General features: G+C 57.4%; 28 protein-coding genes, 1 tRNA gene and 1 pseudogene. 13 read left to right on the plus strand and 17 right to left on the minus strand.

The features are described from left to right. Positions 1-181: 181 nt before the first annotated feature. Positions 182-1363, plus strand: a complete 1182-nt coding sequence (rssB, locus tag AC1DIH_RS18330) for a two-component system response regulator RssB (RefSeq protein ID WP_477772826.1) — start codon at positions 182-184, stop codon at positions 1361-1363. Continuing rightward, positions 1363-1845 (plus strand): anti-sigma factor antagonist RssC, encoded by a 483-nt coding sequence (gene rssC / locus AC1DIH_RS18335; RefSeq protein WP_427530924.1) that lies wholly within the window; start codon positions 1363-1365, stop codon positions 1843-1845. Before rssB ends, rssC begins: the two co-directional genes overlap by 1 nt. 235 nt (positions 1846-2080) lie before the next feature. Here rssC and tal read toward each other — a convergent pair whose 3' ends face one another. From tal to AC1DIH_RS18350, 3 genes and pseudogenes are all read right to left on the minus strand, one after another. Further along, positions 2081-3007: a transaldolase gene (gene tal / locus AC1DIH_RS18340; protein WP_477772767.1), complete on the minus strand. Its 927-nt coding sequence runs from the start codon at positions 3005-3007 to the stop codon at positions 2081-2083. Between the two features lie 177 nt (positions 3008-3184). Further along, positions 3185-4180, minus strand: a complete 996-nt coding sequence (gene dusA, locus AC1DIH_RS18345; RefSeq protein ID WP_477772768.1) for a tRNA dihydrouridine(20/20a) synthase DusA — start codon at positions 4178-4180, stop codon at positions 3185-3187. A 386-nt stretch (positions 4181-4566) separates the two neighbouring features. After that, positions 4567-7397: pseudogene (locus AC1DIH_RS18350) on the minus strand (amino acid adenylation domain-containing protein). Positions 7398-7860: 463 nt separating this feature from the next. Between AC1DIH_RS18350 and AC1DIH_RS18355 the strand changes: the two are divergent. Continuing rightward, positions 7861-8154, plus strand: coding sequence for a DUF6124 family protein (locus tag AC1DIH_RS18355; protein ID WP_429538341.1), 294 nt, complete (start codon positions 7861-7863; stop codon positions 8152-8154). A 35-nt stretch (positions 8155-8189) separates the two neighbouring features. Beyond that, positions 8190-8450, plus strand: a complete 261-nt coding sequence (locus AC1DIH_RS18360; RefSeq protein WP_477772769.1) for a hypothetical protein — start codon at positions 8190-8192, stop codon at positions 8448-8450. Between the two features lie 304 nt (positions 8451-8754). On the opposite strand, the gene AC1DIH_RS18365 is transcribed toward AC1DIH_RS18360, so the two are convergent. The 4 genes from AC1DIH_RS18365 to AC1DIH_RS18380 form a co-directional block, all read right to left on the minus strand. Then, positions 8755-8883, minus strand: coding sequence for a hypothetical protein (locus AC1DIH_RS18365; RefSeq protein WP_477772770.1), 129 nt, complete (start codon positions 8881-8883; stop codon positions 8755-8757). 216 nt (positions 8884-9099) lie between these two features. Then, positions 9100-9795: an arsenical resistance protein ArsH gene (arsH, locus tag AC1DIH_RS18370; RefSeq protein ID WP_145022549.1), complete on the minus strand. Its 696-nt coding sequence runs from the start codon at positions 9793-9795 to the stop codon at positions 9100-9102. Between the two features lie 13 nt (positions 9796-9808). Beyond that, on the minus strand, positions 9809-10279 hold the full coding sequence (locus AC1DIH_RS18375; protein ID WP_477772771.1) for an arsenate reductase ArsC: 471 nt from the start codon (positions 10277-10279) through the stop codon (positions 9809-9811). A gap of 210 nt (positions 10280-10489) precedes the next feature. Next, positions 10490-10978, minus strand: a complete 489-nt coding sequence (locus AC1DIH_RS18380; protein ID WP_477772772.1) for a hypothetical protein — start codon at positions 10976-10978, stop codon at positions 10490-10492. Positions 10979-11269: 291 nt separating this feature from the next. Between AC1DIH_RS18380 and AC1DIH_RS18385 the strand changes: the two genes are divergently transcribed. Further along, a complete protein-coding gene (locus AC1DIH_RS18385) occupies positions 11270-11932 on the plus strand; it encodes a ribonuclease T2 family protein (RefSeq protein ID WP_477772773.1) in 663 nt (220 codons plus the stop codon). A 96-nt stretch (positions 11933-12028) separates the two neighbouring features. Here the strand turns inward: AC1DIH_RS18385 and AC1DIH_RS18390 are convergent, their stop codons facing one another. Continuing rightward, entirely contained in the window at positions 12029-12682 is a 654-nt protein-coding gene (locus AC1DIH_RS18390; RefSeq protein ID WP_477772774.1) for an HAD family hydrolase, read from the minus strand. 40 nt (positions 12683-12722) lie between these two features. Continuing rightward, positions 12723-13259 (minus strand): demethoxyubiquinone hydroxylase family protein, encoded by a 537-nt coding sequence (locus AC1DIH_RS18395; RefSeq protein WP_477772775.1) that lies wholly within the window; start codon positions 13257-13259, stop codon positions 12723-12725. A 207-nt stretch (positions 13260-13466) separates the two neighbouring features. Here AC1DIH_RS18395 and AC1DIH_RS18400 point away from each other — a divergent pair, with 207 nt between their 5' ends. From AC1DIH_RS18400 to AC1DIH_RS18410, 3 genes are all read left to right on the plus strand, one after another. After that, positions 13467-15038 (plus strand): sensor domain-containing diguanylate cyclase, encoded by a 1572-nt coding sequence (locus AC1DIH_RS18400; protein WP_477772776.1) that lies wholly within the window; start codon positions 13467-13469, stop codon positions 15036-15038. Between the two features lie 64 nt (positions 15039-15102). Continuing rightward, positions 15103-16002 carry a class A beta-lactamase gene (gene bla / locus AC1DIH_RS18405; RefSeq protein WP_477772777.1) on the plus strand — a complete coding sequence of 300 codons (900 nt, stop codon included), beginning with the start codon at positions 15103-15105 and terminating at the stop codon, positions 16000-16002. A gap of 14 nt (positions 16003-16016) precedes the next feature. Continuing rightward, the gene (locus tag AC1DIH_RS18410) at positions 16017-16856 is read left to right on the plus strand and encodes an arylamine N-acetyltransferase family protein (RefSeq protein ID WP_477772778.1); all 840 of its coding nucleotides are present in this window, start codon (positions 16017-16019) and stop codon (positions 16854-16856) included. Between the two features lie 8 nt (positions 16857-16864). Here the strand turns inward: AC1DIH_RS18410 and AC1DIH_RS18415 are convergent, their stop codons facing one another. Both AC1DIH_RS18415 and AC1DIH_RS18420 read right to left on the minus strand, forming a co-directional pair. Beyond that, on the minus strand, positions 16865-17245 hold the full coding sequence (locus AC1DIH_RS18415) for a BrnA antitoxin family protein (protein ID WP_477772779.1): 381 nt from the start codon (positions 17243-17245) through the stop codon (positions 16865-16867). Between the two features lie 3 nt (positions 17246-17248). Beyond that, the gene (locus tag AC1DIH_RS18420) at positions 17249-17530 is read right to left on the minus strand and encodes a BrnT family toxin (RefSeq protein ID WP_477772780.1); all 282 of its coding nucleotides are present in this window, start codon (positions 17528-17530) and stop codon (positions 17249-17251) included. A 223-nt stretch (positions 17531-17753) separates the two neighbouring features. Here AC1DIH_RS18420 and AC1DIH_RS18425 point away from each other — a divergent pair, with 223 nt between their 5' ends. Then, positions 17754-19274, plus strand: a complete 1521-nt coding sequence (locus AC1DIH_RS18425; protein ID WP_477772781.1) for a nucleobase:cation symporter-2 family protein — start codon at positions 17754-17756, stop codon at positions 19272-19274. 135 nt (positions 19275-19409) lie between these two features. Here AC1DIH_RS18425 and AC1DIH_RS18430 read toward each other — a convergent pair whose 3' ends face one another. Genes AC1DIH_RS18430 through AC1DIH_RS18440 form a run of 3 tightly spaced genes read right to left on the minus strand, consistent with a single transcriptional unit; the run spans position 19410 to position 21185 of the window. After that, the gene (locus tag AC1DIH_RS18430; protein ID WP_477772782.1) at positions 19410-19922 is read right to left on the minus strand and encodes an NUDIX hydrolase; all 513 of its coding nucleotides are present in this window, start codon (positions 19920-19922) and stop codon (positions 19410-19412) included. A gap of 8 nt (positions 19923-19930) precedes the next feature. Then, positions 19931-20638, minus strand: a complete 708-nt coding sequence (locus AC1DIH_RS18435) for an NUDIX hydrolase (protein ID WP_477772783.1) — start codon at positions 20636-20638, stop codon at positions 19931-19933. A gap of 1 nt (position 20639) precedes the next feature. Next, positions 20640-21185: an adenylyltransferase/cytidyltransferase family protein gene (locus AC1DIH_RS18440; protein ID WP_427530972.1), complete on the minus strand. Its 546-nt coding sequence runs from the start codon at positions 21183-21185 to the stop codon at positions 20640-20642. Positions 21186-21373: 188 nt separating this feature from the next. On the opposite strand from AC1DIH_RS18440, the gene AC1DIH_RS18445 reads away from it, so the two are divergent. The 3 genes from AC1DIH_RS18445 to nadE are packed head-to-tail and all read left to right on the plus strand — an operon-like array spanning position 21374 to position 24093. Then, complete coding sequence (locus tag AC1DIH_RS18445; RefSeq protein ID WP_477772784.1) at positions 21374-22021, plus strand: isochorismatase family protein; 648 nt, start codon at positions 21374-21376, stop codon at positions 22019-22021. Positions 22022-22031: 10 nt separating this feature from the next. Beyond that, entirely contained in the window at positions 22032-23261 is a 1230-nt protein-coding gene (gene pncB, locus AC1DIH_RS18450) for a nicotinate phosphoribosyltransferase (protein WP_477772785.1), read from the plus strand. 1 nt (position 23262) lies between these two features. Then, complete coding sequence (gene nadE / locus AC1DIH_RS18455; protein WP_477772786.1) at positions 23263-24093, plus strand: ammonia-dependent NAD(+) synthetase; 831 nt, start codon at positions 23263-23265, stop codon at positions 24091-24093. Positions 24094-24204: 111 nt separating this feature from the next. Here nadE and AC1DIH_RS18460 read toward each other — a convergent pair. Then, positions 24205-24280, minus strand: a tRNA-Asn gene (locus AC1DIH_RS18460). Positions 24281-24533: 253 nt separating this feature from the next. Here AC1DIH_RS18460 and AC1DIH_RS18465 point away from each other — a divergent pair. Then, positions 24534-24767: a hypothetical protein gene (locus AC1DIH_RS18465; RefSeq protein ID WP_019692692.1), complete on the plus strand. Its 234-nt coding sequence runs from the start codon at positions 24534-24536 to the stop codon at positions 24765-24767. Between the two features lie 6 nt (positions 24768-24773). On the opposite strand, the gene AC1DIH_RS18470 is transcribed toward AC1DIH_RS18465, so the two are convergent. Together AC1DIH_RS18470 and AC1DIH_RS18475 are read right to left on the minus strand one after the other, a co-directional pair. Then, complete coding sequence (locus AC1DIH_RS18470; protein ID WP_477772787.1) at positions 24774-24983, minus strand: hypothetical protein; 210 nt, start codon at positions 24981-24983, stop codon at positions 24774-24776. Between the two features lie 134 nt (positions 24984-25117). Then, positions 25118-26314: an amino acid aminotransferase gene (locus AC1DIH_RS18475; protein ID WP_477772788.1), complete on the minus strand. Its 1197-nt coding sequence runs from the start codon at positions 26312-26314 to the stop codon at positions 25118-25120. Positions 26315-26317 lie beyond the last annotated feature (3 nt).

Consider the following 26317-nt stretch of genomic DNA (forward strand, 5'->3'; position numbering starts at 1 on the left):
TGAAACGCCTCGCGGATGGGAGTACCGTCTGCGCCTTAGAAGGGCACCTCTGATGAACACGCTTGTAGGGCAAATGCTCGAAAGCGGTGCGACAGAGAGGCTAGAAAGCGAATCCAGTAGTGTGTGCCGGGCCGAATGCCCTGCCAGCTACGCCAACCTAATTCTGGCGCCGTTTGCCCACATGCAAAAAACCAGTGCCACGCTGCTGATAATCGATGACGACGAAGTAGTACGCGCAAGTCTCGCGGCCTATTTGGAAGACAGTGGGTTCAGCGTCCTTCAGGCCAGCAATGGCCAGCAGGGGCTTCAGGTCTTCAAGAAAAACCAACCCGATCTGGTGATCTGCGATCTGCGCATGCCGCAGATGGGCGGGCTCGAACTCATTCGTCAGGTCACCGACCTTTCGCCGCAAACGCCGGTGATCGTGGTGTCGGGTGCTGGCGTGATGAACGACGCCGTCGAGGCCTTGCGCCTGGGCGCCGCGGACTACCTGATCAAGCCGCTGGAAGACCTGGCCGTGCTCGAGCACTCCGTGCGCCGGGCCCTGGATCGTGCGCGCCTGCTGCTGGAAAACCAGCGCTATCGGGTAAAGCTCGAAACCGCCAACCGCGAGCTCGAAGCCAGCCTGAACCTGTTGCAGGAAGACCAGAACGCCGGGCGCCAGGTGCAGATGAACATGCTGCCGGTCAGTCCCTGGACGATCAACGAGTTCAAGTTCGCGCACCAGATCATCCCGTCGCTGTATCTCTCGGGCGACTTCGTTGACTACTTTCGGGTCGACGAGCGTCGGGTAGCCTTCTACCTGGCGGACGTTTCAGGGCATGGCGCTTCATCGGCATTCGTGACCGTGCTGCTGAAATTCATGACCACGCGCTTGCTGTTTGAATCCAAGCGCAATGGCACCTTGCCAGAATTCACCCCTTCAGAGGTCCTTGGTCATATCAACCGAGGCCTGATCAGCTGTAAGCTGGGCAAACATGTCACGATGGTCGGTGGAGTCATCGACGAGGAGACGGGTTTGTTGACCTATAGCATCGGCGGACACCTGCCGTTGCCAGTGTTGTACACGCCAGACAGTGTGGGTTATCTCGAAGGGCGCGGCCTGCCGGTGGGCTTGTTCAATGAAGCCACCTACGAAGACCACGTTATCGAGCTGCCACCGACGTTCAGCCTGACGCTGATGTCCGATGGCATTCTGGACCTTTTGCCAGAACCTACACTCAAAGAGAAAGAGGCTGCCTTACCTGAACGGGTAAGAACGGCGGGCGGCAGCCTGGATGGCTTGCGGCAGGTTTTTGGATTGGCCACGCTAGGGGAGATGCCGGATGATATCGCCCTGTTGGTGTTGAGCAGGAATCTTTAATGAGTACCGGTAGAATCCAGTTCGCCGAGCAGGACGGCACCTTCGTCCTGAAGTTCGTCGGTGAAGTTCGCCTGACCCTGTGTTCGGCGTTGGATGCGACTATTGAGCGGATCTTCAGCGCGTTGAATTTCAACGCGATCGTGATCGATCTGACCGAAACCCGCAGCATCGACAGCACCACCCTGGGCCTGCTGGCCAAGCTGTCGATCATGTCGCGGCAAAAGATCGGCCTGCTGCCGACCGTCGTCACCACCCACGAAGACATCACGCGGCTGTTGGAGTCCATGGGCTTCGAGCAGGTGTTCAACATCGTTGACCGCCCGATTCCGTGCCCGGAATGCCTGACCGACCTGCCTGACCAGGATCAGTCCGAAGAAGTGGTGCGGATCAAGGTGCTGGAAGCGCACAAGATCCTCATGGGCCTGAACGACTCCAACCGCGAAGCATTCCATGATTTGGTGAACGCCCTGGAGCGTCACTGATCCGCTGAATGGGTGTGGGCCTCACTGGCCCCATCGCGAGCAAGCTCGCTCCCACACTTGTCTTGCGTCGATTGCACTTGCATGGTCTGACACAGATCCCCTGTGGGAGCGAGCTTGCTCGCGATGGGGCCAGACCTGCCACCCATTGCGCTGGCGCAAAGCTCATTCAATTCCCGCGGCACAAAAAAGGGCGAACCTGTGAAGGTTCGCCCTTTTTGCGCTTGCCGGAATCAGATCACAACTTGGCTTGCAGCAACGCCTCAAGCTTTTCCTGGTCACGAGCGAACTGACGAATGCCTTCAGCCAGTTTCTCGGTGGCCATGGCGTCCTCGTTCGACGCCCAGCGGAACTGCGCTTCAGTCAGGCTCTGACGCGCTTCGCCAGCATGGCCTGGCGCCAGTTTGCGTTCCAGCTTGCCGGTGTCGGCCGCCAGCTTCTCGATCAGGTCCGGGCTGATGGTCAGGCGATCACAGCCAGCCAGTTGCTCGATCTGATTGAGGTTACGGAAGCTCGCACCCATGACCACAGTCTTGTAGTCATTGGCCTTGTAGTAGTTGTAGATGCGCGTCACCGACTGCACGCCCGGATCATCGGCACCGGTGTAGTCGTTGCCGTTGGCTTTCTTGTACCAGTCGTAGATACGGCCCACGAACGGCGAAATCAGGAACACCCCGGCCTCGGCACAGGCAACCGCCTGGGCGAAAGAGAACAGCAGCGTCAGGTTGGTCTGAATGCCTTCGCGTTCCAGTTTCTCGGCGGCGCGGATGCCTTCCCAGGTGGAGGCGATCTTGATCAGCACGCGGTCGCGGCCAATGCCGGCCTTTTCGTACAGCTCGATCAGACGGTGCGCACGCTTCAATACGGCGTCAGTGTCGAACGACAGGCGCGCATCCACTTCGGTGGAAATACGCCCCGGAATCACTTTCAGAATCTCTTGCCCGACCGCAACACCAAAACGGTCGCTGGCCAGGCCTACGTCGCCTTTGCAGTTGCTGACGCAAGCGTTCAGCAAATTCGCGTAAGCAGGAATGGCCGCCGCTTTAAGCAGCAGGGAAGGGTTGGTGGTGGCATCCACCGGTTTAACGCGAGCGATTGCCTCGAAGTCGCCAGTATCGGCCACTACGGTGGTGAATTGTTTGAGTTGTTCCAGCTTGGAAGTCATGAGCGTGCTCTATCCTGTGGGTCTGTTGACATTACCCGAGCGCTGACAGCCACTCAAGGGCGTAAATGCGTAACAACGGCCAGGGCGGCAACAACCTGAGAACAGGCGTTTGAAAGGCTTGGCGCTATCCGCTAATTACGATGTCAAAACAGACCACAGGTTCAACTGGAGTGACGGTTAACGCCCCTCCAGCAACCCCGCCGCCTGATCCAGCAACGCTAAAGGCTCTTTAGCCTTGTGAATATCCACCGACAACAACTGCCGAAACTTCCGCGCCCCCGGAAAACCGGTGCCCAAGCCCAATACATGTCGAGTGATATGGTGCATTGCACCGCCCGCATCCAGATGCGCGGCGATATAAGGCCGCAATTGCGCCAACGCTTCAGCCCGCGAAATCACCGGCGCCGTGCTGCCGAACAGTTGCTGATCCACCTCAGCCATCACATAAGGATTGTGATACGCCTCACGGCCCAGCATCACGCCGTCGAAGGTCTGCAAATGCTCGTGACAGGCCTCCAGCGTCTTGATCCCGCCGTTGAGAATAATCTCCAGCTCCGGAAAATCAGTCTTCAACTGCGCCGCCACGTCATAGCGCAACGGCGGAATGTCCCGATTCTCCTTCGGCGACAACCCTTCCAGAATCGCAATCCGCGCATGCACCGTAAAACTGGTGCAGCCGGCATCCCGAACCGTCCCGACGAAATCACACAGCTGCGCGTAACTGTCCCGTCCATTGATCCCGATCCGATGCTTCACCGTCACCGGAATCGACACCGCATCGCGCATCGCCTTCACACACTCCGCCACCAACACCGGATGTGCCATCAGGCACGCACCAATCATATTGTTCTGCACCCGATCACTCGGACAGCCGACGTTGAGGTTCACCTCGTCGTAACCGTGCTCCTGCGCCATGCGCGCGCAGGCGGCCAGGTCGGCTGGGACGCTGCCACCCAACTGCAGCGCGAGTGGATGCTCGGCTTCGTTATGGCGCAGGAAGCGCTCGTGATCGCCGTTGAGGAGCGCGCCGGTGGTGACCATTTCTGTGTAGAGCAGAGCGTGCCTGGAGAGCAGGCGCAGGAAGAAACGGCAATGGCGGTCAGTCCAATCCATCATTGGGGCGACGGAGAAGCGGCGGGTGAGGGGCGTAGGTGTAGCGATGGGTGCGGGCATCAGGGATCTGGAGTTGGTGAGGCTGGGAGGTGAGGAGTTTATCAGGAATAGGGTTGTGGAGCTGAAGTGAGTCTCGTAGTGGTTGTTCGGGCAGTTGGGTGAGGGCATGGTGGGGACAAGGCTGAATTGCTGCGAGAAAATAGATCTGTCCCTGAAGGCATAAAGAGCATGAACGCGCCATAACGAGAATTAGCTTGGATTTACGTCTGATTGAACACCGCGACGTCGGTGCGTTTTAACTTGATGTACCTGGTCCATGCGATTGCGGGGCGTTCGACAAGTATGTATGCGATGGCTGCAAAGACGATGCAGGTCGTACCGCAAGTGATAGTAGCCGGTACGTACGAAACAGTGCCAGTTGGCATGAAGCGCAGGAATAATCACAGTCACGAAACTCGCTCGATCGTATCCGAACTGCTCTTCTTTACTCCTCCATTCAAACGCATTAAAACAATTCGAACTCCCTTGTTCCAGGCGTAACGAACCCCAATTCCTCCGACGATGGCAAAGACTACCGCGAGCGCCGGTTGGTCAACGATATGACGGGCCAGGGACTGAAACTGAAAATGCGTCAAATAAATAAACAACGTTGACGATGCTATTAATGCGAGTCCCCGCGCGATGATGCCTGGTACAGGAATAGACCGGATCCAAATCAACGCGAGAACGGCAGGCACGGCCATATCAATATATTCCTTCATTGCAAATTCGTGCAATCCATGGTTGAAGATTGCCAGAATATCTTGCCCGCCCAACACAATGACAGCAACCGCGCTGACGATCAACTTTTGAATTCTTGAATTCGCATAGTTAATTGCCATTCCGAGCACCATGATCGCAAGGTAGTGCTGTGGTACTCTGTTATAAAGCTCTGCAGCATCAAACAAGTACGCGTTAATCATGACGCCAGCCACTGCCAATACGCATGATGCAATGACAAGGCAACGAAAGGGGTCGGAAGTTACTGTTTTTCTAACGCGCTCGAACGACAGGGCGAACCCAATGATTATTATCATTTGCACGAGTACTTCAATATACCAATACGCAAAGTTGTCTATGCGGTTCGGTGAGAACCAATTCGAAATCAGCAACAATGTTTGCCAGTGAATCCTGTCGAACAGCATCTGAATCAAAATAGTGTAAAGTATTGTCGGTGCGGCGATACTGGCAGCGGACTTTACAAGCGTGCGCACGTTGCCACGGTCACTTATGGTTTTAAATTGAAATCTTGCCAGGCTGAGACCGGATATTATAAACAATACCGTTGTTTCGCCTGAAACCGGCCATTTTGAAAAAATATGAAAATGCGCGACAACAATAAGTATTATAGATGTTACGCGTAAAAAAACGGGAACCTCCATTGCCCGAACTGACAGCTTCGAAACCTTGGTTTTGTTGGTCAGCTCACAAAGATCACATATTGACGTCATTTCCCATTGATCTGGCAGGTGGCCAATAAGTTCTTCAAGAACCATTGAAGCCTGAACAAACGAGAGTGAATCCCCACCCAGTTCCACGAACGATAAGTTTGCATCGGCGCGCGGGACTTCGAGTATTTCAGACCATGCATCCGCCAGTTTTAGCGCGAGTGGCGATAGAGCCTGGCGCGAGTGTACGGCAGCCGCATCCGTCTTACTGACAATCAGACGCAACGCCCTCTTATCAATTTTTCCATTCGGCGTAAGTGGAATAGCGTCCAGAAAAACGAACAACGCCGGCACCATATATTCCGGGAGTTGATTACTGACATAGTCACGCAATTCAACAGATGAAACAGACTCTATTGAAATGCAATATGCAACCAGCTTTACGATCGAACTGTCATTGACGGCCAGAGCAGTGCACTGTTTGATCCGGGGATGCCGTGATATTGCGCCTTCAATTTCAGTCAGCTCAATTCGATGACCACGAATCTTGATCTGATTGTCGCCTCGGCCCAGAAAGATGACACTGCCATCTGAAAGATAAGTGCCAAGGTCGCCGGTTCTATAGCAAATGTCGTCCTCGACATTCGCAAATGGATTCACAACAGATCTTTCCCTGGTTTGCGCAATGTCACCCCAATAACCCAGCGACAAATAGGGGCTGCGTATAAGAATTTCCCCGACTTCTCCTTCGCGGACCAATTTATTTGAGTCATCCACGACCAGCAGTTGTGCGCCTTCAATTCCTTTACCAAGCGGGATCTTGGCATTGTTGGCTTCAGGGTCTATTTGATGATACGCCATTGCCTGCGGCGTTTCCGTCGTGCCGTAAAAATTCACACTAACGGCATTTGGTGCAATGACGCGAATTTGTTCATATAACGTACTGCTTAATGCATCTCCACCCCAAAACAGGTATCGCAGAACTTTGAATTTTAGTTCATTGATTTTTGCTCCAGTTTCAATAAGCTTTCCCAGGGGGGCGTAAGGTGAATAACGGATATTCCATTTTTATGTATCCACGCCGCCAAAGCCGAAGGATCTATGACGGTTGACTGTGCCGGACAGATAATTTTTGCGCCAATGGAGAGAGGCGTAAATACGTCCCTGTATACAGGGTCATGGCCAAGCCCGGAAAGCAAGGAAAAGCAATCGTCTTTAGATAACGAATGACGCTTGGTATGCCACTCAATAAAATGAACCAAAGGCGCATGATGTGTCGCAATTCCCTTCGGTTCGCCAGTGCTGCCCGATGTAAATGTGATATACGCCGGATGACAAGGGTCAACTTCTGGCAAAACCCGTTGATCAAAGGCGAACTCATGCAGTGATTCGGTGGGAATTTCCGGGATTCTGACGACCCGCGGATAGGAACTCTCTGCCCTTGGCTCAAAGTGCTCGAGATTGAGATTGACTGTAGCCTCACCGCATAGCAGAACAACGGTAGGCTGAAGCGCTCGAATGATTTGGCCTATGCGCGCAGGTGGATATGCATTGTCGGCAACTGTGAACGTCAATCCGGCACGGGAGGCGCCGAGCATTGCATAGACCAACCCCGCACAGCGACTCGAAACAATAACAATCCGGTCGGATTCGGTAGCGCCATTTCCAATCAAGAAGGACGCAATGCCCTGACTTATCTCTTCAAGCTGACGATAGCTGCAAGTCGCGTCTTGAGAAATTACAGCAATTGCATCAGGCGAGCATCTCGCATGCTGTAAGAAGTCCATGAATATCGGACGTTCGACACAATAATCCAGACGAAGCGTTGGGTTTGGGCGGGCATCCTGCATGTTATTTTTATACTCCACCTGACCTATACGAGATTAACGTCGTGCCCCGATAATCCTGAGCGAGATGACGCTGAATTTATCGGTAGCGGTGGCAATAATATGGAGCGTCGAGCAGCCCGTTGAGTGGTTCAGGCCGTGCGATTAAACGTTAGTGCAGAGTGGCCGGCGGCGCCAGCGCGGGTCCGGAAATGGGGGCAAATTTATTTTTCTGCAGTGGCCGCTTTGGGTTTCACTCACGAACGACCGCTTTTGGCTGTGGATTGCGATTGAGAAAATTTTTACAATTGAACCCAGCTTCCAGCGCACCACACCTTCATCGGACATTTCCCGCACCCTGCATCGGTTCCAGCCGCTTTACCCCCAGTCACCTCACCGATAACCTTCCCCCCGTCGCTGCAAAATCAGCGGCCGGATGTGGAAGTCCGTTCTATCGCTAAAGGAGCCCAAGCACCCATAAATGCTCATGAAAAAGATCACCCCCAATCCCCCCGAAACCCCAGCCGATTCCACCACCCACATCTTCACCATCGCCCCCAACATCGACACCGAAACCCTGCTAATCCACGCCTCCGAAACCCTGGCATCCCTCAACGCCATGACCACCGACCTGGCCTTCGAGCTCGAAGGTTCGCGCCGTCATGTGGCGTTGGCGATGCAGCAGTTGGTGGTACTCAGCGAGTTGTTGGTGAACCGCGCCTTGGAGCACTTCGATACGCCGGACTTGGCGTCCGGGGTTTCGTCGGCTGCTCGTCACTGAGTGCTCACGCGGGTTTATTCACTGGAGGTTTTGCCATGGCTCGATACATGCCGATCACCGGCATTGATTGCACAATGGCGTCGCTGTTGATCGATACCGAAGCGCCGGTCGATGTGTTGCACGATACGGCGGCGTACCGCATTCGCAGCGTGACGCAATTGCTGGAGACGCTTTCCTTGGGCGAGGGGCTTGGTCGTGATGCGTTGCTGTTGCGGGATTTCGCGCGGGTGTTGGTGATACCGCTGCGCGATGGGTGTGATTTGATGGATGTGGTTGGGCGGCGGTTGCGGAGGTAGAGCAAAGGGGCGGCCGTGAGGTTGCCCCTTTTTGGTTGGGGTGTCCGTTCTGTAAAGCTGTCGACTCCGTGTCAGGCCCGGGCTGTGTCAGGCAATGCGTTTCTTCAAGTGAGCCGCGTACTCAGGATTTGCAAGGACTTTGTCCTCGAACGCAGCCTCGCGGGCTCGGCAGCTGCTACGGACGTAGTCGTTTTCCGTGTTTCAACTTTGTGTAGATAGCTATCGGTGCAGTCAGTGAGGGCAGGTTGATTTTTTTATAATAATTAACTTTATCTGCCCACTTGTTTTTGAAAGTGACTGATAGTCAATCTACGCTCTCATTGGCATCTCTTTCGGCCTGTTCTTTCTTTCGGTTTTTTAAATCTCTTCTGGCAGCCCAAATAAGACCGATGACTGTAACGGCGACAAGGATAATGATTTGTTCAGTAGGCATTTGCTTTCCTTCATAAAGCATTCGTTGGAATAGCGACGTCCCTGAATTCGCATAAGGTGTGTCCATGCTAATCAACGAGAGGAATGCAATTGTTAAGAATGTGTACCTCAGATGTAAAAGAATGTGATCGGAGGAGGGGGGTAATTAAAGTGTTACAGAAGTTGTAGAAAGTATGCAGGGCGGCCATTGCGGTCGCCCCTTGTTTATTTCGCGGCTTTATATCGAGCGCTGATTAACCCGCTTGCTCAATTCCTCCGCGCTTTCCTTGCGCTCCGAGTAGCGGTCGACGAGGTCGGGGCGGTCGCGTAGCAGGAGGGTGAATTTCACCAGTTCTTCCATCACGTCGACCACGCGGTCGTAGAGCGCGGAGGGTTTCATGCGGTTCTGGTCGTCGAACTCCAAGAAAGCCTTCGGTACGGAGGACTGGTTGGGGATGGTGAACATGCGCATCCAGCGCCCCAGCACGCGCAGTTGGTTGACGGTGTTGAACGACTGCGAGCCGCCCGAGACCTGCATCACGGCCAGGGTTTTGCCCTGGGTCGGGCGTACGGCGCCCATCGCCAGCGGCACCCAGTCTATTTGCGCCTTGAACACGGCGGACATCGAGCCGTGGCGTTCCGGCGAGCACCACACCTGGCCTTCGGACCACTGCATCAAGGTCAGCAGTTCCTGGACTTTCGGGTGGTCGCTGGGGGCGTCGTCCGGTAGCGGCAGGCCGGAGGGGTTGAAGATCCGCGTTTCGGCACCGAAGTGTTCCAGCAACCGGGCCGCTTCTTCCACCAGCAGGCGGCTGAACGAGCGCGGGCGGGTCGAACCGTAGAGCAGCAAAATGCGTGGCTTGGGGTTGTCGACCGCGGCGTGGTGCAGGGTGTCGGACAGCAGTGTGTCGAGGTTTGGCAGTTGATCGCTCATGCGGCGCTCCAGGCTAAAGGGTGGCGATGCGCTCGAGTTCGCGCTTGAGTGCAGCGGCGTCGAGGCGTTCGAAGGGCAACTGGAGGAAGGCGCGGCAACGAGTTTCGATGGTCGCCAGTGTGGCGTTGAAGGCGGCGGTGATTTGTTCTTCGCTACCGCTGACGTCGGACGGGTCTTCAAGCCCCCAATGCGCCTTGAGTGCGGGGCCGAAATACACCGGGCAGGTTTCGCCGGCCGCCTTGTCGCACACGGTGATGACGATGTCTGGCGGGCTGTCTGCGAAGGCGTCGTTGCCCTTGCTGCTCAGCCCGTCAGTGGCAATGCCGGCGGCCCGCAAGGTGGTCAGGCTGCGTGGCAGGACCTGGCCTTTGGGAAAGCTGCCGGCGCTCACGGCTTCGAAACCTGCCGGGGCGAGGTGGTTGAACATGGCTTCGGACAGGATGCTGCGGCAGCTGTTGGCCGTGCACATGAACAGGACTTTCATCGGTTACTCCGTAGGGCGCCGGGCCGGGGGTAGATATATGGTTTGGCGAATATACGGATTGTCGGATATCAGGTAAAGCGCGGTGAGTGACATCGGGGAGTGGATTTCATGGCCGAAACGAAAATGGGCGACCGCAACGGGTCGCCCATTTTTTCGGGATCGGCAGGGAAGGGTGACACACCGCAATGCTTCCCTGCGTGGTGCTCTGCTTTAGAGCTCCAGACCTTCCTGTATCACCGAGAGAAAGTCGTCCTCATTGAGCTTGACCGGGTCTGGTTGCGGTTGTCCGCTGCGTAGGGTTGTCTGGATCTGCCAATGGACTTCACCGTGTGCGGTCTCGGTCCGGAGTAAATACCGCTGTTGGCCTTTTGAGAGGATATCGACACGGCCCATGCCGCCAATGACGAAGCGCGCGATGGGGTCGAGGGTGATGCTGTGGTGGTTGCCCTCGATCAGCAGTTTGTCGATGGCGTAGTTGAAGGTCTCGCCGGAGGGGAGGTTTTCGATAACGTGTGTGGGGATGCGGCGAATGTTCAAGCCCGCTTCGGTCAGTGGCTCCAGCCATGCCTCAAGCTGGTGGTACATCTCATAGACCTGTATCGGCCAATGCTCAATCGCCGTGTCCGCGCAGGCTTCCGCGTCCGCACGGGTTTGTTGTTTCTGTTTCAGTTTTGCAACGAGCTCATCTGCCTTACTCATTTCGATTCCCTATCGTGATGTAAGCGTAGCGACTTCAAGGTACTTCACCTCGGTGGGTGATGACCAGTCAGAATTCGTCGCCATCAGCGGTTCGTTTTTCTGTTCATCCTGTCCAGCAGAATCTCTTCCACCAGCGGCAGTTCGTTGATCAACGGAGAACATAAGGCAACCTCAAAAGCTATTGAGCGTAGAAGCCTCAGCGTGGACTCGGCAAGGTCGCCTCAGACAGTACTTGACCGGCCAATCACCAGAATGAGACAACCAGCCGATTTGCCCCAAAGGAGAGGGTTTATGAAAAAACTGTATGCACTGGTTGCGCTCGTTGCGCTGACGATTGGCAGCGTCGGCATGAGCGACGCTCGGTCCCATCGCGATAAGCAGCAGACCGAGTCGGTGGCGGGGGTGTTTGATTACTACCTGCTGACGCTGTCCTGGTCGCCGACGTTTTGCCTGACTCATCAGAACAATCCGCAATGCTCGGGCAAAGGCTACGGCTTTGTGCTCCACGGTCTCTGGCCGCAGTACGCCAAGGGCGGTTGGCCGGAGTCGTGTCCGCCGATGGTGCCGTTGTCGCCCGCGGAGCAGAAGCAAGGGCTGACGCTGTTTGTGACGCCAAAATTGCTTCAGCATGAGTGGTCCAAGCACGGCACGTGCAGCGGTCTTGGCGCGTCGGGTTATCTGGATATGGCGGACAAGGCGGTTGGCGCGGTGAAGATCCCGGACAAGCTGAAGCCATTGAGCACCGAGATCTACTTCCCTGCGCAGGAAATTGCGCAGATGTTCCGTCAGAGCAACCCCGGGATTCCAGCGGATGGCATCGCGATTGTCTGCAACGGACCCGAGTTGTCGGAAGTGCGCGTGTGCCTGGGCAAGGACTTGTCGTTCGGGTCTTGCGGCAAGGGCGTGAAAAGTCAGTGTCGGGCGGGCGATATTCGGGTTCCGCCAATGCGTTGATAGAGGGTGTTGTCGATTTATTGGCATAAAAATGGGCGACCTCGGTCGCCCATTTTTGTGTGTTCGTTGCCTTGTAATGTGTTGCCTGTCGGTTCGTTATGCCGGCTCGCTCAGTGCCTGCACGGGCAACCCCAGCGCTGCCAGGTCTTTGCGCAGTTGCACTGCACAGGTGAACTGCAGCGCATTGAAACCTTCCCTGCGTGCACCTTCGATATTCGGCGCGTGATCATCGATAAACACCGCATGGTGGCCTTCGAACCGGTAGCGAGATTTCAGTAGCTGGAAAATCGCCGGGTCGGGCTTGATGAGGCCTTCTTCGCCGGACACCAGAATGCCCTCGAACGTGCGCAGAAAGGGAAAGCGCTGAAGGGCAATCGGGAAGGTTTCGGCAGACCAGTTGGTTAGGGCCAGCAGGCGGACGCCTTTGGCGTGCAGTTCATCGAGGATCAGCACGGTTTCTTCCAGCACACCGCCGAGTGTCTCTTCCCAGCGCTCGTGGTACGCACGAATCAGCGCCTCTTGCGACGGATGCCGCGCGATGGCTTCCTCGACCCCTTCCTGCCACGACCGGCCTGCGTCCTGGCGCTCGTTCCACTCGGGAGGGCAGACCTCGGAAAGAAAAGTCTCCATGGCCTGTACGTCTTCGCCGAAGATCTTCCGGTAAAGGTTTCTTGGGTTCCAGCGAATCAGCACGTTGCCGAGGTCGAACACAACGGTGTCGATGGTTGCGGGGCGGTTCAGAGTGTTCATGCTTTTCCTCCATGGATTGGCTTCTTAGGGAGCCCTTGTTTTACCGCATCCCAAACCGAATAACACCCTCCGTAAACAAACTGATCATCCATCTGAACGGCCCATACAGCAGCGCGCTGCCGCCTTCGATTCGGCCGGTATCGCGGTGGTTCTCCTCATCTTCCAGAATCGACTGGACCGTTTCCCAGGCCGCCACGTCGTTCCGGCTTTCAAGGTACGAGAGCTGGTTTTTCAGATGGCTCACCACGACCGACTCCACGGCCCAGGTGCAGGCCATGACGCCGCTTTTCCCGAGTAGCGCCGAGATAAAACCCATGAACCAACCCCCGGCGCCGCAGAGCCAGTAGCTCTTGCACTTGATGCCGTTGCGGCGCTGTATCTCTTCCCAGAATTGGTTCATGTGACGTTTTTCGTCTTCCATGAAGCTTTCCAGAAGAGGTACATAGTCTTTGCGTAGCAGGCGCGATACAAAGATCTGCGATCGGTAAATGTTGATAGCGCCGAATTCGCCGGCGTGGTTGACCTTGAGAATTTTTCTGGCGGTGTCCAGCGATGCGGTGCTGTCTTTATATTTCATTGGGTGTGGACATTCACTGGGCAGTATTGGTGGGAGGTATTGACGTTTCAAAGGGCATCAACAAATGCGTCGAACCTTACAGGAGAAAAGGCGCAGCGAGTTTATGACTCGCACCACAATTGCTCCTCATCGCCCCTGTAGGCTAAGCTCCCCGGCATTAAGGGATCTGGGCTTTTGCTCATGCCTTACCCTTCAAGGATGACGCTTTTGCCTACCCCCATTCACGATCCTCATTACACCCCCGGCGGCCCGCTTAAACGCTTGCCGCTGCGCAAGGCTGCGATGATGTTTGTTGCGGCGGTTTGCCTGTGTTTGTGTGGCTTGCTTTACCTGCAACTGGAACAGTCCCGGCGCTACGATTTGTCGTTGGCTGAGGTGGCGTCGTCGAACCTGACGAGGGCGATGGCGCAGCAGGCGCAGGACACGTTTCTGAGCGCGGACCTGGTGATGACCAGCCTGGTCGACTGGATTCAGGCAGAGGGTTTTGGCGTAGTGCAGAACCCGCGGCTGCAACATATCTTCGCACGTCGGGTGCAGGCGCTTGAGCAGTTACACGGGCTGTTTCTGTTCGATAAAAACGGTCAGTGGGTGGTGACGTCGTTTGAGGACTTGCCGCGTCGCGGGGGTGTGGCCGATCGCGATTACTTCAAGTTCCATCAACAGAATCCTACCTTGCTCGCGCACATTGGGCCGGCGATTCGTAGCCGGCAGAATGGCGAGTGGATCATTCCGATTTCCCGGCGGATCAACGATCAGCATGGCGAGTTCCAGGGCGTGCTGCTGGCCGGGATCAAGCTGTCGTACTTCGATCAGTTCTTCAAAAGTTTCAGCCTCGATGACAATGGCGTGATGTTTCTGGCGTTGTCGGACGGTACGCTGCTGGCCAGGCGACCGTTCGAGGAAGCGCGAATAGGCGAGTCGCTGGCACATGGGGATATTTTCCAGAAGTACCTGCCCCATGCCAGTTTCGGCAATGGGATGATCCGTTCGGTGGTGGATAACGTGATCCGGCTGTATGGCTATCGTCAGCTGGACGCCTACCCGCTGGTGGTTGCCGCGGCGACCCCGAAGGAGACGATTCTTCGGGGCTGGTACGCCAACGCCTATCAATCCAGCGTCGTTGTCGCCCTGGTGGTGCTCGGCGTGGGTTTGTTCGGTTGGGTATTTGTGCTGCAGGTTCGTAATGGTGAGCTTATCGAGTCGGATTTGCGGACAGCGCAAGAGCAGCTGGAAGTGATCGCGACTCACGATAGCCTGACCGGCTTGGCGAATCGTCGGCTGTTCGAACGGGCGCTGGACATCGAATTTGCACGGGGTGCCCGCCAACAGAGTTCGTTGAGCCTGATCATGCTCGATATCGATTTTTTCAAACGTTACAACGATGCCTACGGTCATGTGGCGGGGGATCAGTGCCTGGCGCAAGTGGCGCGCGCAGTGAAAAGTTGTTGTCTGCGCAAGTCCGACCTGGCGGTGCGTTACGGCGGTGAAGAGTTCGCGGTGCTGTTGCCCGACACTGACATTCACGGCGCCTTTACGATTGCCGAGCAGATCCGCCTCAGCGTCAAGGACAAGCACATCATCCATTCAGGCGCGCCTTCGGGGCATCTGACAGTGAGCCTGGGCTGTTATGCGTTTGTGCCCAAAGACGGGGATAGCATCGAAGTGTTTATCGAGCGGGCAGACGCGGCGTTGTATCAGGCGAAGAATTTTGGTCGAAACCGCACGGTGGTGGTGTCAATGGAAGGAAGTCCTGAAGTGGTCGTGCATCCAGAAGTGTGATGAAGGGGCGGGCGCGGTTGCACAGCGGACCCGCCTGTAATGTTTGTTTTTTATGAGGTACCGCATGAAGTATTCACCTTCGCGACGTTCATTGTTGAAGGCAGGTCTGACACTGCCGTTGATCACGCTGGTAGTTCCTGCCTGGGCTAACGCTTCAGCTGCGGATAAACCGCTGGCCGAGTTGTACAAGCAACTTGCCGAGTTGGAGAACAGTGCGAAAGGTCGATTGGGCGTTGCCTTGATCAACACTGCCAATGGTCACGAGATTCAGTATCGGGGCGGGGAGCGTTTTCCGTTCTGCAGTACGTTCAAGTTGATGTTGGCCGCGGCCGTGTTGCACAAAAGCATGGCTGAGCCGGGGTTGCTGGAAAAGCATATTGCCTATGCTGAAGCCGACCTGCTGTCTTACGCCCCCATCGCCAAACAGAATCTGAAACAGGGCATGAGCGTTGAGCAGTTGTGCGCCGCCGCGTTGCAATACAGCGATAACACTGCCGCCAACTTGTTGATCAAGGAGTTAGGTGGAGTGGCAGCAGTTAACCTGTTTGCCGAAGGCCTGGGTGATCGGGCATTCCGGCTTGATCGCTGGGAGCCAGAGTTGAATACCGCCATTCCTGATGATCCGCGCGACACCACGACCCCGGCAGCGATGGCGGYCAGCGTGCAGAAAGTGGTGTTGGGTGATGCATTGGCAGCGCCGCAGCGTGAGCAATTGGCTACCTGGCTCAAAGGCAATACCACCGGCGATGCGAGCATTCGGGCCGGCACACCGCCGGGGTGGGTTGTTGGCGATAAAACCGGTAGCGGCGACTACGGCACCACAAACGATGCAGCGGTGCTTTGGCCACAGGCAGGCGCACCCGTGGTGCTCGCGGTTTACTTCACCCAGCATCAGAAAGACGCAGAAGCGCGTCGTGATGTTCTGGCGACTGCCACCCGTTTGGTGATGGCGCACGTGTCCTGAGCAAGGAGTCATTGATGATTCAGACTGAACTGTCGAATATCGACCTCTACCTGAAGCGCCTCGGTTACGACACACCACCGTCGCCGACGCTCGACACCCTTCGCGAATTGCAGTCGCGTCATACCGCAACGTTCCCTTTTGAAACCCTGTCGACGATGTTGTGGGTTCCGGTGCCCATCGACCTGCCTTCGGTCGAGCACAAAGTCCTGCACGAAGGGCGGGGTGGTTACTGTTACGAACTCAACAACATGTTCCTCAGCCTGCTTCAGCAACTGGGGTTCGAAGCGCGGGGGATCACCGGGCGGGTGGTGATGGGCGGTCCTGAAGACGCGTTGACCGCGCGTACTCACCGTTTGAGCCTGGTCACCCTGGACGGGGTTCGTTACATCGCGGATGTCGGCTTCGGCGGCATGGTGCCCACGGCGCCGCTGCGCCTCGATACTGAAGAGGAGCAGCCGACCGGCCATGAGCCGTACTGCATCGTTCGCAAGGACAGCAGCTACGCGTTGCGCGCGAAGGTCGCGGGCGAGTGGCGGCCGATGTATGTGTTCGATCTGCAGGTTCAGTCAGACATCGATTACCAGATCGGCAACTGGTATGTCTCGACTCACCCCGACTCTCCGTTTCGGGGGCAATTGAAGGTGGCGCGCACCGGGCCAGGGGTGCGCCGCACGCTCAACAACGGCAGTTATGCCATTCACCGGATGGGCCAGGAAAGTGAACGTCGGCAGCTCGCAGACGCTGATGAAGTGATTGCGGTGCTAGAGCGCGAGTTCGACATTCGCGTGCCGCAGCATCCAGAGTTGAGGCAGGTGCTGGCGCAGCTGGTCAGCTCAAGCGAAAGACCTGACTGAGCGCTGCGTCAGGCATGGCTCAGTGTTCGAGTCGCTTTGGGTTTTGCCTTCGGGCTGTGCTCGGCTTCGAGCACCCGGTTGATTTCACTGGCTGCCGCACTCAACGTCTGCTCCAGTGATTTCAGTTCAGCAGCGGTAATTCCCTTCTTCAGGTGTTTGATGCCTGCGTCAATGGCGCAGGCAGGCGTCGGACCCTGACCTTTTGCGTTCAGCAAGGCTTGGCGCAAGGTATTGTTGATCACGGTCTGATAGCCATATCCCGCACTCTCTGCGAGCTCGCGTGCTGCCTCTATCACGGCGTCATCGAGCATGATGGTGATGCGGGTCTTGCCTTTACTGGCGGCAACCGGCCTGCGTTTGGCGCTGCTGAAATCGTATTCTTCTTTCATGGTTCAAGCCTCCAGGTATTGGCGGCGCTCATTGTGGGTGGCGATGCGAGCAGAAATGATTCGAACGAAGTTCGGATCGCGGTAGGTGTAGACAACCACCAGTACCCGGCCCACAGCATCCTTACCCATAACGATCCACCGTTGCTCATCATGGTCGCTGTCCGGGAGCGTCAGGGCATTGTTGTCGTAGAACACCGGTTCTGTGTCGGCGAGACTGATGCCCTTGTGCTTCCTTTTGTTTGCAGCGTTTTTTACTTCGTCGTACTGAATGCCGAACGTCTTCATTATGCATACTTTATATGTATAAAAAAGGCAGCGAGTGAACCGTTGATCGCTGAAGAGACTTGAAGGTTAGTCGTCGTGGGGGAGGGGCTGAGTGAAGAACTATTTCAAGGTTTTGATGTGGGACTGCAAATACCGGCCGGCAAACTGTATACAACTCTATAGACATTTGTCTTGAGTATTGAATACAGTGTGCGCATAACAAAAACCAGGGAACCCCCATACGATGAAAACGCCCTCTGTTTCACACCAACGGCCTGAGGATGAAAACCTCGGGATCGGCGCGAATATGGCTTACGGCCTGCAACACGTTCTGACCATGTATGGCGGTATCGTTGCGGTACCACTGATCATCGGCCAGGCGGCCGGGCTTTCTCCGGCGGACATCGGTCTGTTGATTGCGGCGTCACTGTTTGCGGGGGGCTTGGCGACATTACTGCAAACCCTCGGATTACCGTTTTTCGGTTGTCAGTTGCCGTTGGTACAGGGCGTTTCGTTCTCGGGCGTCGCGACCATGGTGGCGATTGTCAGCAGCGGCGGAGAGGGCGGTTTTCAGTCGATTCTGGGGGCGGTGGTCGCCGCCTCGTTGATCGGGCTGTTGATCACGCCGGTGTTTTCTCGAATTACCAAGTTCTTCCCGCCGTTGGTCACCGGCATCGTGATTACCACCATCGGCCTGACGCTGATGCCCGTGGCAGCGCGCTGGGCCATGGGCGGTAACAGTCACGCCGAAAGCTTCGGCAGCATGGCGAATATCGGGCTGGCGGCTTTGACGCTGGCACTGGTGCTGATGTTGAGCAAGATCGGCAGCGCCACGATCTCCCGCTTGTCGATCCTGTTGGCCATGGTGATCGGTACCGTGATTGCGGTGTTCCTTGGCATGGCCGACTTTTCGACGGTGACTCAAGGACCGATGTTCGGCTTCCCGGCACCGTTCCACTTCGGCATGCCGACCTTTCACTTCGCAGCAATCCTGTCGATGTGCATTGTGATCATGGTGACGCTGGTGGAAACCTCCGCGGACATTCTGGCGGTCGGTGAAATCATCGGCACCAAGGTTGATTCCAGGCGTCTGGGCAACGGTCTGCGGGCCGACATGCTGTCGAGCATGATTGCACCGATCTTTGGCTCCTTCACCCAAAGTGCCTTTGCGCAGAACGTCGGGCTGGTGGCGGTGACCGGGATCAAGAGCCGCTATGTGGTGGCCACCGGCGGGGTGTTCCTGGTGGTGCTCGGGCTGTTGCCGGTGATGGGGCGCGTGATCGCCGCCGTGCCGACATCCGTCCTCGGCGGTGCTGGTATCGTGCTGTTTGGCACCGTGGCGGCGAGTGGTATTCGTACGCTGTCCAAGGTCGATTACCGCAACAACGTGAACCTGATCATCGTCGCCACTTCCATCGGCTTCGGCATGATCCCCATCGCCGCTCCCAACTTCTATGACCACTTCCCAAGCTGGTTCGCGACCATCTTCCATTCCGGCATCAGCTCGTCGGCGATCATGGCGATCGCGCTCAACCTGACCTTCAACCACTTCACCACCGGTAACTCGGACCAGCAATCGGTCTTCGCTGCCGGTACCGAACGGACCTTGCGTTTCCAGGATCTGGCGGCGCTGCGCGAAGGGGATTACTTCAGTCGCGGCAAGCTGCATGACTGCGACGGTAACGAAATCCCGGTGGTGGTGGATTCATCCCTCGGCCCGACGGAGCATCATGCGGGGCATGCCAAAAGCAGTGAGCATGTCTGACGACACGGTGCAGAGCGGCGCCTGACCGACGACGCGCTCACCATCGATAAACAGAAGGGCAGAGGGGATCGCATCCCTTCTGCCCTTTTTGCATGGTGCGTTTCGACTGACAGTCGACAAACCTCGGTGGGGGCGCTAGGGGCGAGCGGCCTCGCTGGCGATCAGCATCATTGCCGCCGAGAGCGTGTGGCCATCGGTGATCTGGCCGGCGGTGATCATGGCCATCAGCTCCTGGCGGGTGATGAACAAAAGATCATCCACCTCGCCATCGGTTGCGTCGGTGGCTTGCGTATCGAGGTAGACCTGGCACACCGCAACCGCACTGGCAATCAGTGATGTGTTGCTGTGCAGCAAGCCCAACTCCTTGACGTTCAGCGCCTGCCAGCCCGTTTCCTCCAGCAGCTCGCGGGCCGCCGCGTCGCAGGCGGTTTCGTTCTCGTCGATGGCGCCCCGCGGGAACTCGATGGACATCCCGCCAATGGCTCGGCGCTTGAGGTTGACCAGCATCAACCGGCCGTCTTCCAGGGTTGGGACGGCCACCACGCCATTGATAGCCCGGGCTTCCTTGATGATGAAGTAGCCGTTCTCGCGGACCACGTTGAAGTATGGGGTTTCCAGCAGACACTGGGATTCGGTGACAGGCTTCATGCGCGGTATTACTCCAGAAAGCAGCGATCGAAAAGGTAGAGGTTGGCGGGTTTGAGGTTTTCCACCGTGGCTTGCGGGCGGCCGCCGTCGCCGCTCTTCTTGCGCCCGGTCTCTTGCAGGTAGCCGGCCTCGATCATCTTCAGCAGGCGCTGGCGGATGCTGGTCTTGAGCACCGGTCGTTCAAGCACCAGGGAGAATATGCCCACCGCTTCAGGCGCGCTGAACTCATTACCGAGGAACATCAGCGGCAGGCTGCTGTACAGCGACTTGGAGAACAGGCGCTCCTGCACCGAGGCCACCAGGCTGTTGTGATCGAAGGGCAGTCTGGTCGAGGCTTCGGCCACGTCCTTGAGCGGGAAAAATCCCTGGTGTTCGGCCGGCTGGACCGCCTCGCTGACGATGGCGAGGTAGAAGGTCGACGACGACCAGCAGCGCGGATCGCGGAACGCGTCGCCGACCGTGCCGACCTGCTCGATCCAGGCCAGCGGCATGCCGACTTTTTTCGAGGCACGCAGGCGCTCCACGGCGTCGTTCAGCGTGAGGTCTTCGACCCCGCCATTGACCACGATCCCGGGCAGCGCCCAATGGCCGGCGAATGGTTCGGTTTCGCGACGGTTCAGGAGGATTTCCAGCGCCTGGGTTTCCCGGCAGTAGCGCAGCACACAAAGGTCGATGGTGTGCAGGTAGGCGCTTGGATGGGGAGTGCGGTCTGGCATGTCAGCTTCCGTGGGCAGCGTAGAGGTCATAGTTTACCGGATCCATGCCGGGTGCCATCCAGTGGGTGGGCAGCGGCTCGCCCAAGGCCAGTCGTTCGCGCAGCACCGTACTGCGTACGTGGATCTGTTCTTCGACGCAGATGATGGAAAAGCGCTCCAGCAACTCCGGGCCGCGATAGAAGGTTGGCAGCAGGTCAGCCACATCCTGGCCGACTACCAGGGCAATCTGTTTGCCGTCCATGGCCAGGCTGTCGGCGAGATGGGCGAGCAGGGTGTAGCTGTAGATCGGACCTTCGACGCCGCGCGCCACGATCTGTTCGACCCGGCTGGCACGCACTTCGGCGCAGCACAGGGGCTGTACATGCTCGACGATCGATTCCAGCCAGTTCAGGCGCAGTTCATAGTCGGCCATTCGTTTGCCGTAGGGGTGCCTGAAGCTGGGGGCCACCAGCAGACGCCTGGCCTGGCATGAGGCCTCGATCATCACCTGGGCGTGCCCGGCGTGAGGGGGGTTGAAGGCGCCGCCATAGAGGGCTATTTCATACATGGCTGATCTCCCTGTTAGTGCATGACGTGTACTCTATCACTGAATCCGCTCAGGTGAAACCATCACCATTACCCTTGCGTATGTCGCATATAGGCTGGTTTCTTCGCGGAAAAATATTTTCATGGCCGGGCATTGCAACGAAAGTACATGACGTGTACCTTTTTATCCATGTAGAGGAGAGACCCGACATGAACAGCCAAACCCTGAAAACCGCTTCCTTTGATGTCGATGCGCAAAAGAGCTTCACGCCGCTGTGCCCTGATGAGCTGCCTGTGGCGGGTGGCGAGCAAATCGGCAGCGAACTGAACTTCATGGCCACCCTGGCCAGCCTGCGTGTCGGCAGCAAGGACGCTCATACGGCTCAGGCCCCGTGGGTGGTGGCCGAGCACTCGCAAATGTTCCAGTCGACCGGCCTCGAACACGCCGATCTCACCTGGGTCAGCCACTGTGTCCCCGGCACCGAAGGCTTCAGCCTGCTGGACGAATTGCCGACCCCATACGACTACGACTACTTCGTCTGGAAGGGTATCGAGCCGGACCTGCACCCCTACGGCGCCTGCTACCACGACCTGCACGGCAAGCTGTCCACCGGCGTGATCGAGTACCTGAACAGCCAGGGCGTGAAGCAGGTCATCGTCGGCGGCCTGGCGCTGGACTTCTGCGTCAAGACCACCGCCCTGCAACTGGCCGCTGCCGGTTTCAAGGTGATCATCCACTTGCCGGCCTGCCGGGCCATCAGTGAAGAGGGCGCGACTCAAGCCATTCAAGACATGCAACAAGCGGGAATCTCGGTGACTGCGACCCGCGAAGAAACCGCCAGCCTGGCAAGCGCATAAGGAAGAAAACATGGAAAGTGCATTCGATAGCAGCAACGGCGTCATCCAGAGTCTTCTGGATACCGACTACTACACCTTCACCATGATGCAGGCGGTGCTGCACCAGCACCCGAACGTCGAGGTGGAATACCAGTTCATCGTGCGCTCGAAAGAGCGGCTCGGGCACCTGATCCCGGACATTCGCAATGAGCTGGAAAAGCTCGCCGGCCTGCAGTTGCGCGAAGGTGAGCAGCGGTTTCTGTTCAATAAACGTTTCCGTGAATACCTGACACCGGACTTTGAACAGTTCCTCGGTCTGTTTCGCTTCAACCTGCGCTACATCCACGTGTCGGAAGTCGACGGCCAACTGCACATCCGCGTCCGTGGTCCGATGTTGCACTGCATCATGTTCGAGCAGCCGGTGCTGGCGATGGTCAGTGAGCTGCGCAACCGCGAGAAGTACCCGGAAGTCGAGCTGGCCGACGTTACCCGCAAGCTGTACCAGAAGTTCGAATGGCTGGAAAAAAACGCCAGCCGCGAAGAACTCGCCGAGTTTCGGGTTTCGGACTTCTCCACCCGCCGGCGCCTGTCGTTCAGGGCCCAGCGCGAAGTGGTCAACGTCATGCGCAGCGACTTCCCCGGGGTGTTCGTCGGTACCAGCAATGCTCACCTGGCCTACGAGTTCGACCTGCCGCTGATCGGCACCATGGCCCACCAATGGCTGATGGTGCACCAGCAACTCGGGCGGCTGCGCGAGAGCCAGAACGCCGCGTTGGAGAACTGGGTGCGCGAGTACCGGGGCAGGCTGGGGATTGCGCTCACCGACTGCATCAGCACTGACTTCTTCCTTAAGGATTTCGACCTGTACTTCGCCAAGCTCTATGACGGCCTGCGTCAGGACTCCGGTGACCCGATCGTCTGGGCCGACAAGGTGCTGGGGCGTTACAAGGAACTGGGCATCGATCCAAGAACCAAGGACCTGATGTTCTCCGACGGTCTCAACTTCGAGAAGTGCCTGCCGATCCTGCGTCACGTGCGTGGCAAGGCCAGATTCGGTTTCGGCATGGGCACCAGCCTGGCTTGCGATGTCGAAGGCGTCGAACCGCTGAGCATCGTCATGAAACTGGTGCGGGTGCATGGCGAACCGGTGGTGAAGTTCTCCGACGACCCGATCAAGAACGTTTGTGAAGACGCCTCGTTCCTGCGGTACGCGGCCCAGGTATTCAACGTCAGCCTGATCAATCCTCAGCTGGGAGCCTGATATGACTATGCAACAGCAAGAGCGCATTGCCCGGGAGCTGGGCATCGACCGGCAACTCGCCCGGGGCGGCGAGGCCGCTGAAATCATTCGTCGTATCGATTTCATTAAACAGGTGCTGCGCGAGTCGGGCTGCAAGGCCCTGGTGCTCGGCATCAGCGGCGGCGTCGACTCCCTGACCGCCGGCCGCCTGTGCCAGCTGGCCGTGGAGCAATTGCGCGCCGAGGATCATGAGGCGCGCTTTATCGCTGTGCGCCTGCCGTACAAGACCCAGGCCGACGAACTCGACGCCCAGGCGTCCCTGGACTTCATCCGCCCGGACCTGATCACCACCAGCAACATCGCCGACTGTGTCGACGGCCTGATGACCAATATCGCCATCGACGGCTTGCAGCCTTCGGCCGAACTCACCGACTTTGCCAAAGGCAACGTCAAGGCTCGGGCGCGGATGCTGGCGCAATACGCGATCGCCAACTTCTGCAGCGGGTTGGTGGTCGGCACCGATCATGGTGCGGAAGCGCTGATGGGGTTCTTCACCAAATTCGGCGACGGCGCCTGCGACCTGGCGCCGCTGTCCGGGTTGATCAAAAGCCAGGTGCGGTTGCTGGCCGACGCCTTGGGCGCGCCGACACATCTGGTGCGCAAGGCGCCGACCGCCGACCTGGAAGACCTGGCACCGGGCAAGCTGGATGAGGCGGCGTATGGTTGCAGTTACGAGGAAATCGATGCGTATCTGATGGGCGAAGCGGTGTCGCAGCAGGCGCAGCAGATCATCGAAAGCGCCTACATCAAAACCGCTCACAAACGCGAACTGCCTCGTGTCCCCCGGCCATAGACGTTGAAGCTGCCGCAGGTTCGGGCCGCGTCCGGACGATCTTTTGATTTTCCATCAGCCACAAAAAAGCCCCTGAATCTTTCGATTCAGGGGCTTTTCGATATTGCTGTCTGGCTCCACGACCTGGACTCGAACCAGGGACCCAGTGATTAACAGTCACTTGCTCTACCAACTGAGCTATCGCGGAATGCGCCGTATGTTACTGATTAAAAAGGACAAGTCAAGCGTCAATTGCTCGGATGGCAGATTTTCAGGTGGGCGGTGATGTTTCTGCAGGCGAGGAGGGCGTTGTCAGCCATTGGCGGTTACCAGAATCGTGGCAGAGGTCTACCATGGCCCCCCGGAAGTGGTTTCACGCGCTACCGGCCCTCAGCCGAAAAGGTACGCGTCATGACTCACCAACCATTGCTCACGTTATCAATGCTGCGCGAGGTGTTCGTATGAGCATTGCTCAGATCAGCCTGCCCAAAGGCGTCGGGCCGCATGCCGAGAAGCTCTTCGATGCGATCACTCAGGCGAGCACCGCTGATGAGCTGAATCGCGCTGGCGGCAAGGCTGAAGGGTTTGTGCTGGGGCTGGAAAGCACCAAAGCGATCAAAAGCCAGGTTGCCGAATCGTTGTATGTGGCTTATGACGACGCCGCCAGTCAGCGTTCGACCGAACTGGCAGGCTGATCGACCTTAACCGCCGAAGGTGAAGGTGCCGAGCAAGAACTTGGCGTACAGCGACGTGGCGACCAGTTGCACCAGCCACAGGGCCAGGCCGCCAAGAAATACGCCCAAGGCAACCTGCCACACCAGCCCGTTGCTGCGTTTGGTCTGGGGGCGCGGCACGAAGTGATCCAGGTCCAGGTCGTCATCGCGGTCAGCGCGTAAGTCATCGTTTTTCATGTCGGTTCTCTGAAGTATCGGAAATGCGCAGTACGTGTGCAGTCTAGAGTGCTCGTTCGCAGTGTTGATAATTATCTGCTCGCCAACGAAAAGGGGAAGCCAAGCGGCTTCCCCTTTTCTGTCGCGCGTGTGGCTTAGATCACCTGAGCGATGGCCTTGGTCACTACGTCGATGTTGCTCTGGTTCAGCGTGGCAACGCAGATGCGGCCGGTGTCCAGGGCATAAATGCCGAACTCGTTGCGCAGGCGGGTGACTTGCTCAACCGTCAGGCCCGAGTACGAGAACATGCCGCGTTGACGGCCGACGAAGCTGAAGTCCTGGTGAGGCGCGTTTTTCGCCAGCAGATCGACCATCTGCTGACGCATGCCGCGAATACGCAGACGCATTTCAGCCAGTTCCTGTTCCCATTGGGCGCGCAGTTCAGGGCTGTTCAGTACGGCCGCAACGATCGCTGCACCGTGGGTCGGCGGGTTGGAGTAGTTGGTGCGGATCACGCGTTTGACTTGCGACAGCACGCGAGCGCTTTCTTCTTTCGATTCGCTGACGATCGACAGGGCGCCAACACGTTCACCGTACAGCGAGAACGATTTGGAGAACGAGCTGGAAACGAAGAAGTTCAGGCCCGACTCGGCGAACAGGCGCACTGCAGCGGCGTCTTCGTCAATGCCGTCGCCAAAGCCCTGATAGGCCATGTCGAGGAACGGCACGTGTTTTTTCGCCTTGATCACGTCCAGCACGTTGTTCCAGTCTGCCGGGCTCAGGTCGACGCCAGTCGGGTTGTGGCAGCAGGCGTGCAGCACAACGATGGAGCCAGCCGGCAGGGCGTTCAGGTCTTCCAGCAGGCCGGCGCGGTTCACGTCGTGAGTCGCGGCGTCGTAGTAGCGATAGTTCTGAACCGGGAAGCCGGCGGTTTCGAACAGCGCGCGGTGGTTTTCCCAGCTTGGGTCGCTGATGGCAACGACGGCGTTCGGCAGCAGTTGCTTGAGGAAGTCAGCGCCGATTTTCAGTGCGCCGGTACCACCGACGGACTGGGCGGTGACAACCCGGCCAGCGGCAAGCAGTGGCGAGTCTTTACCGAACAGCAGCTTTTGCACGGCCTGGTCGTAGGCGGCGATACCGTCGATCGGCAGGTAGCCACGGGAAGCGTGTTGAGCGGCGCGAATCGTCTCGGCTTCGACAACGGCTCGCAGGAGTGGAATTCGCCCCTCCTCGTTGCAGTAAACACCGACCCCCAGGTTGACCTTATTGGTACGGGTGTCAGCGTTGAATGCTTCGTTGAGGCCCAGGATTGGATCGCGTGGTGCCATTTCGACAGCGGAGAAGAGGCTCATTAT

The sequence above is a fragment of the Pseudomonas sp. 05N36 genome, assembly GCF_056397385.1.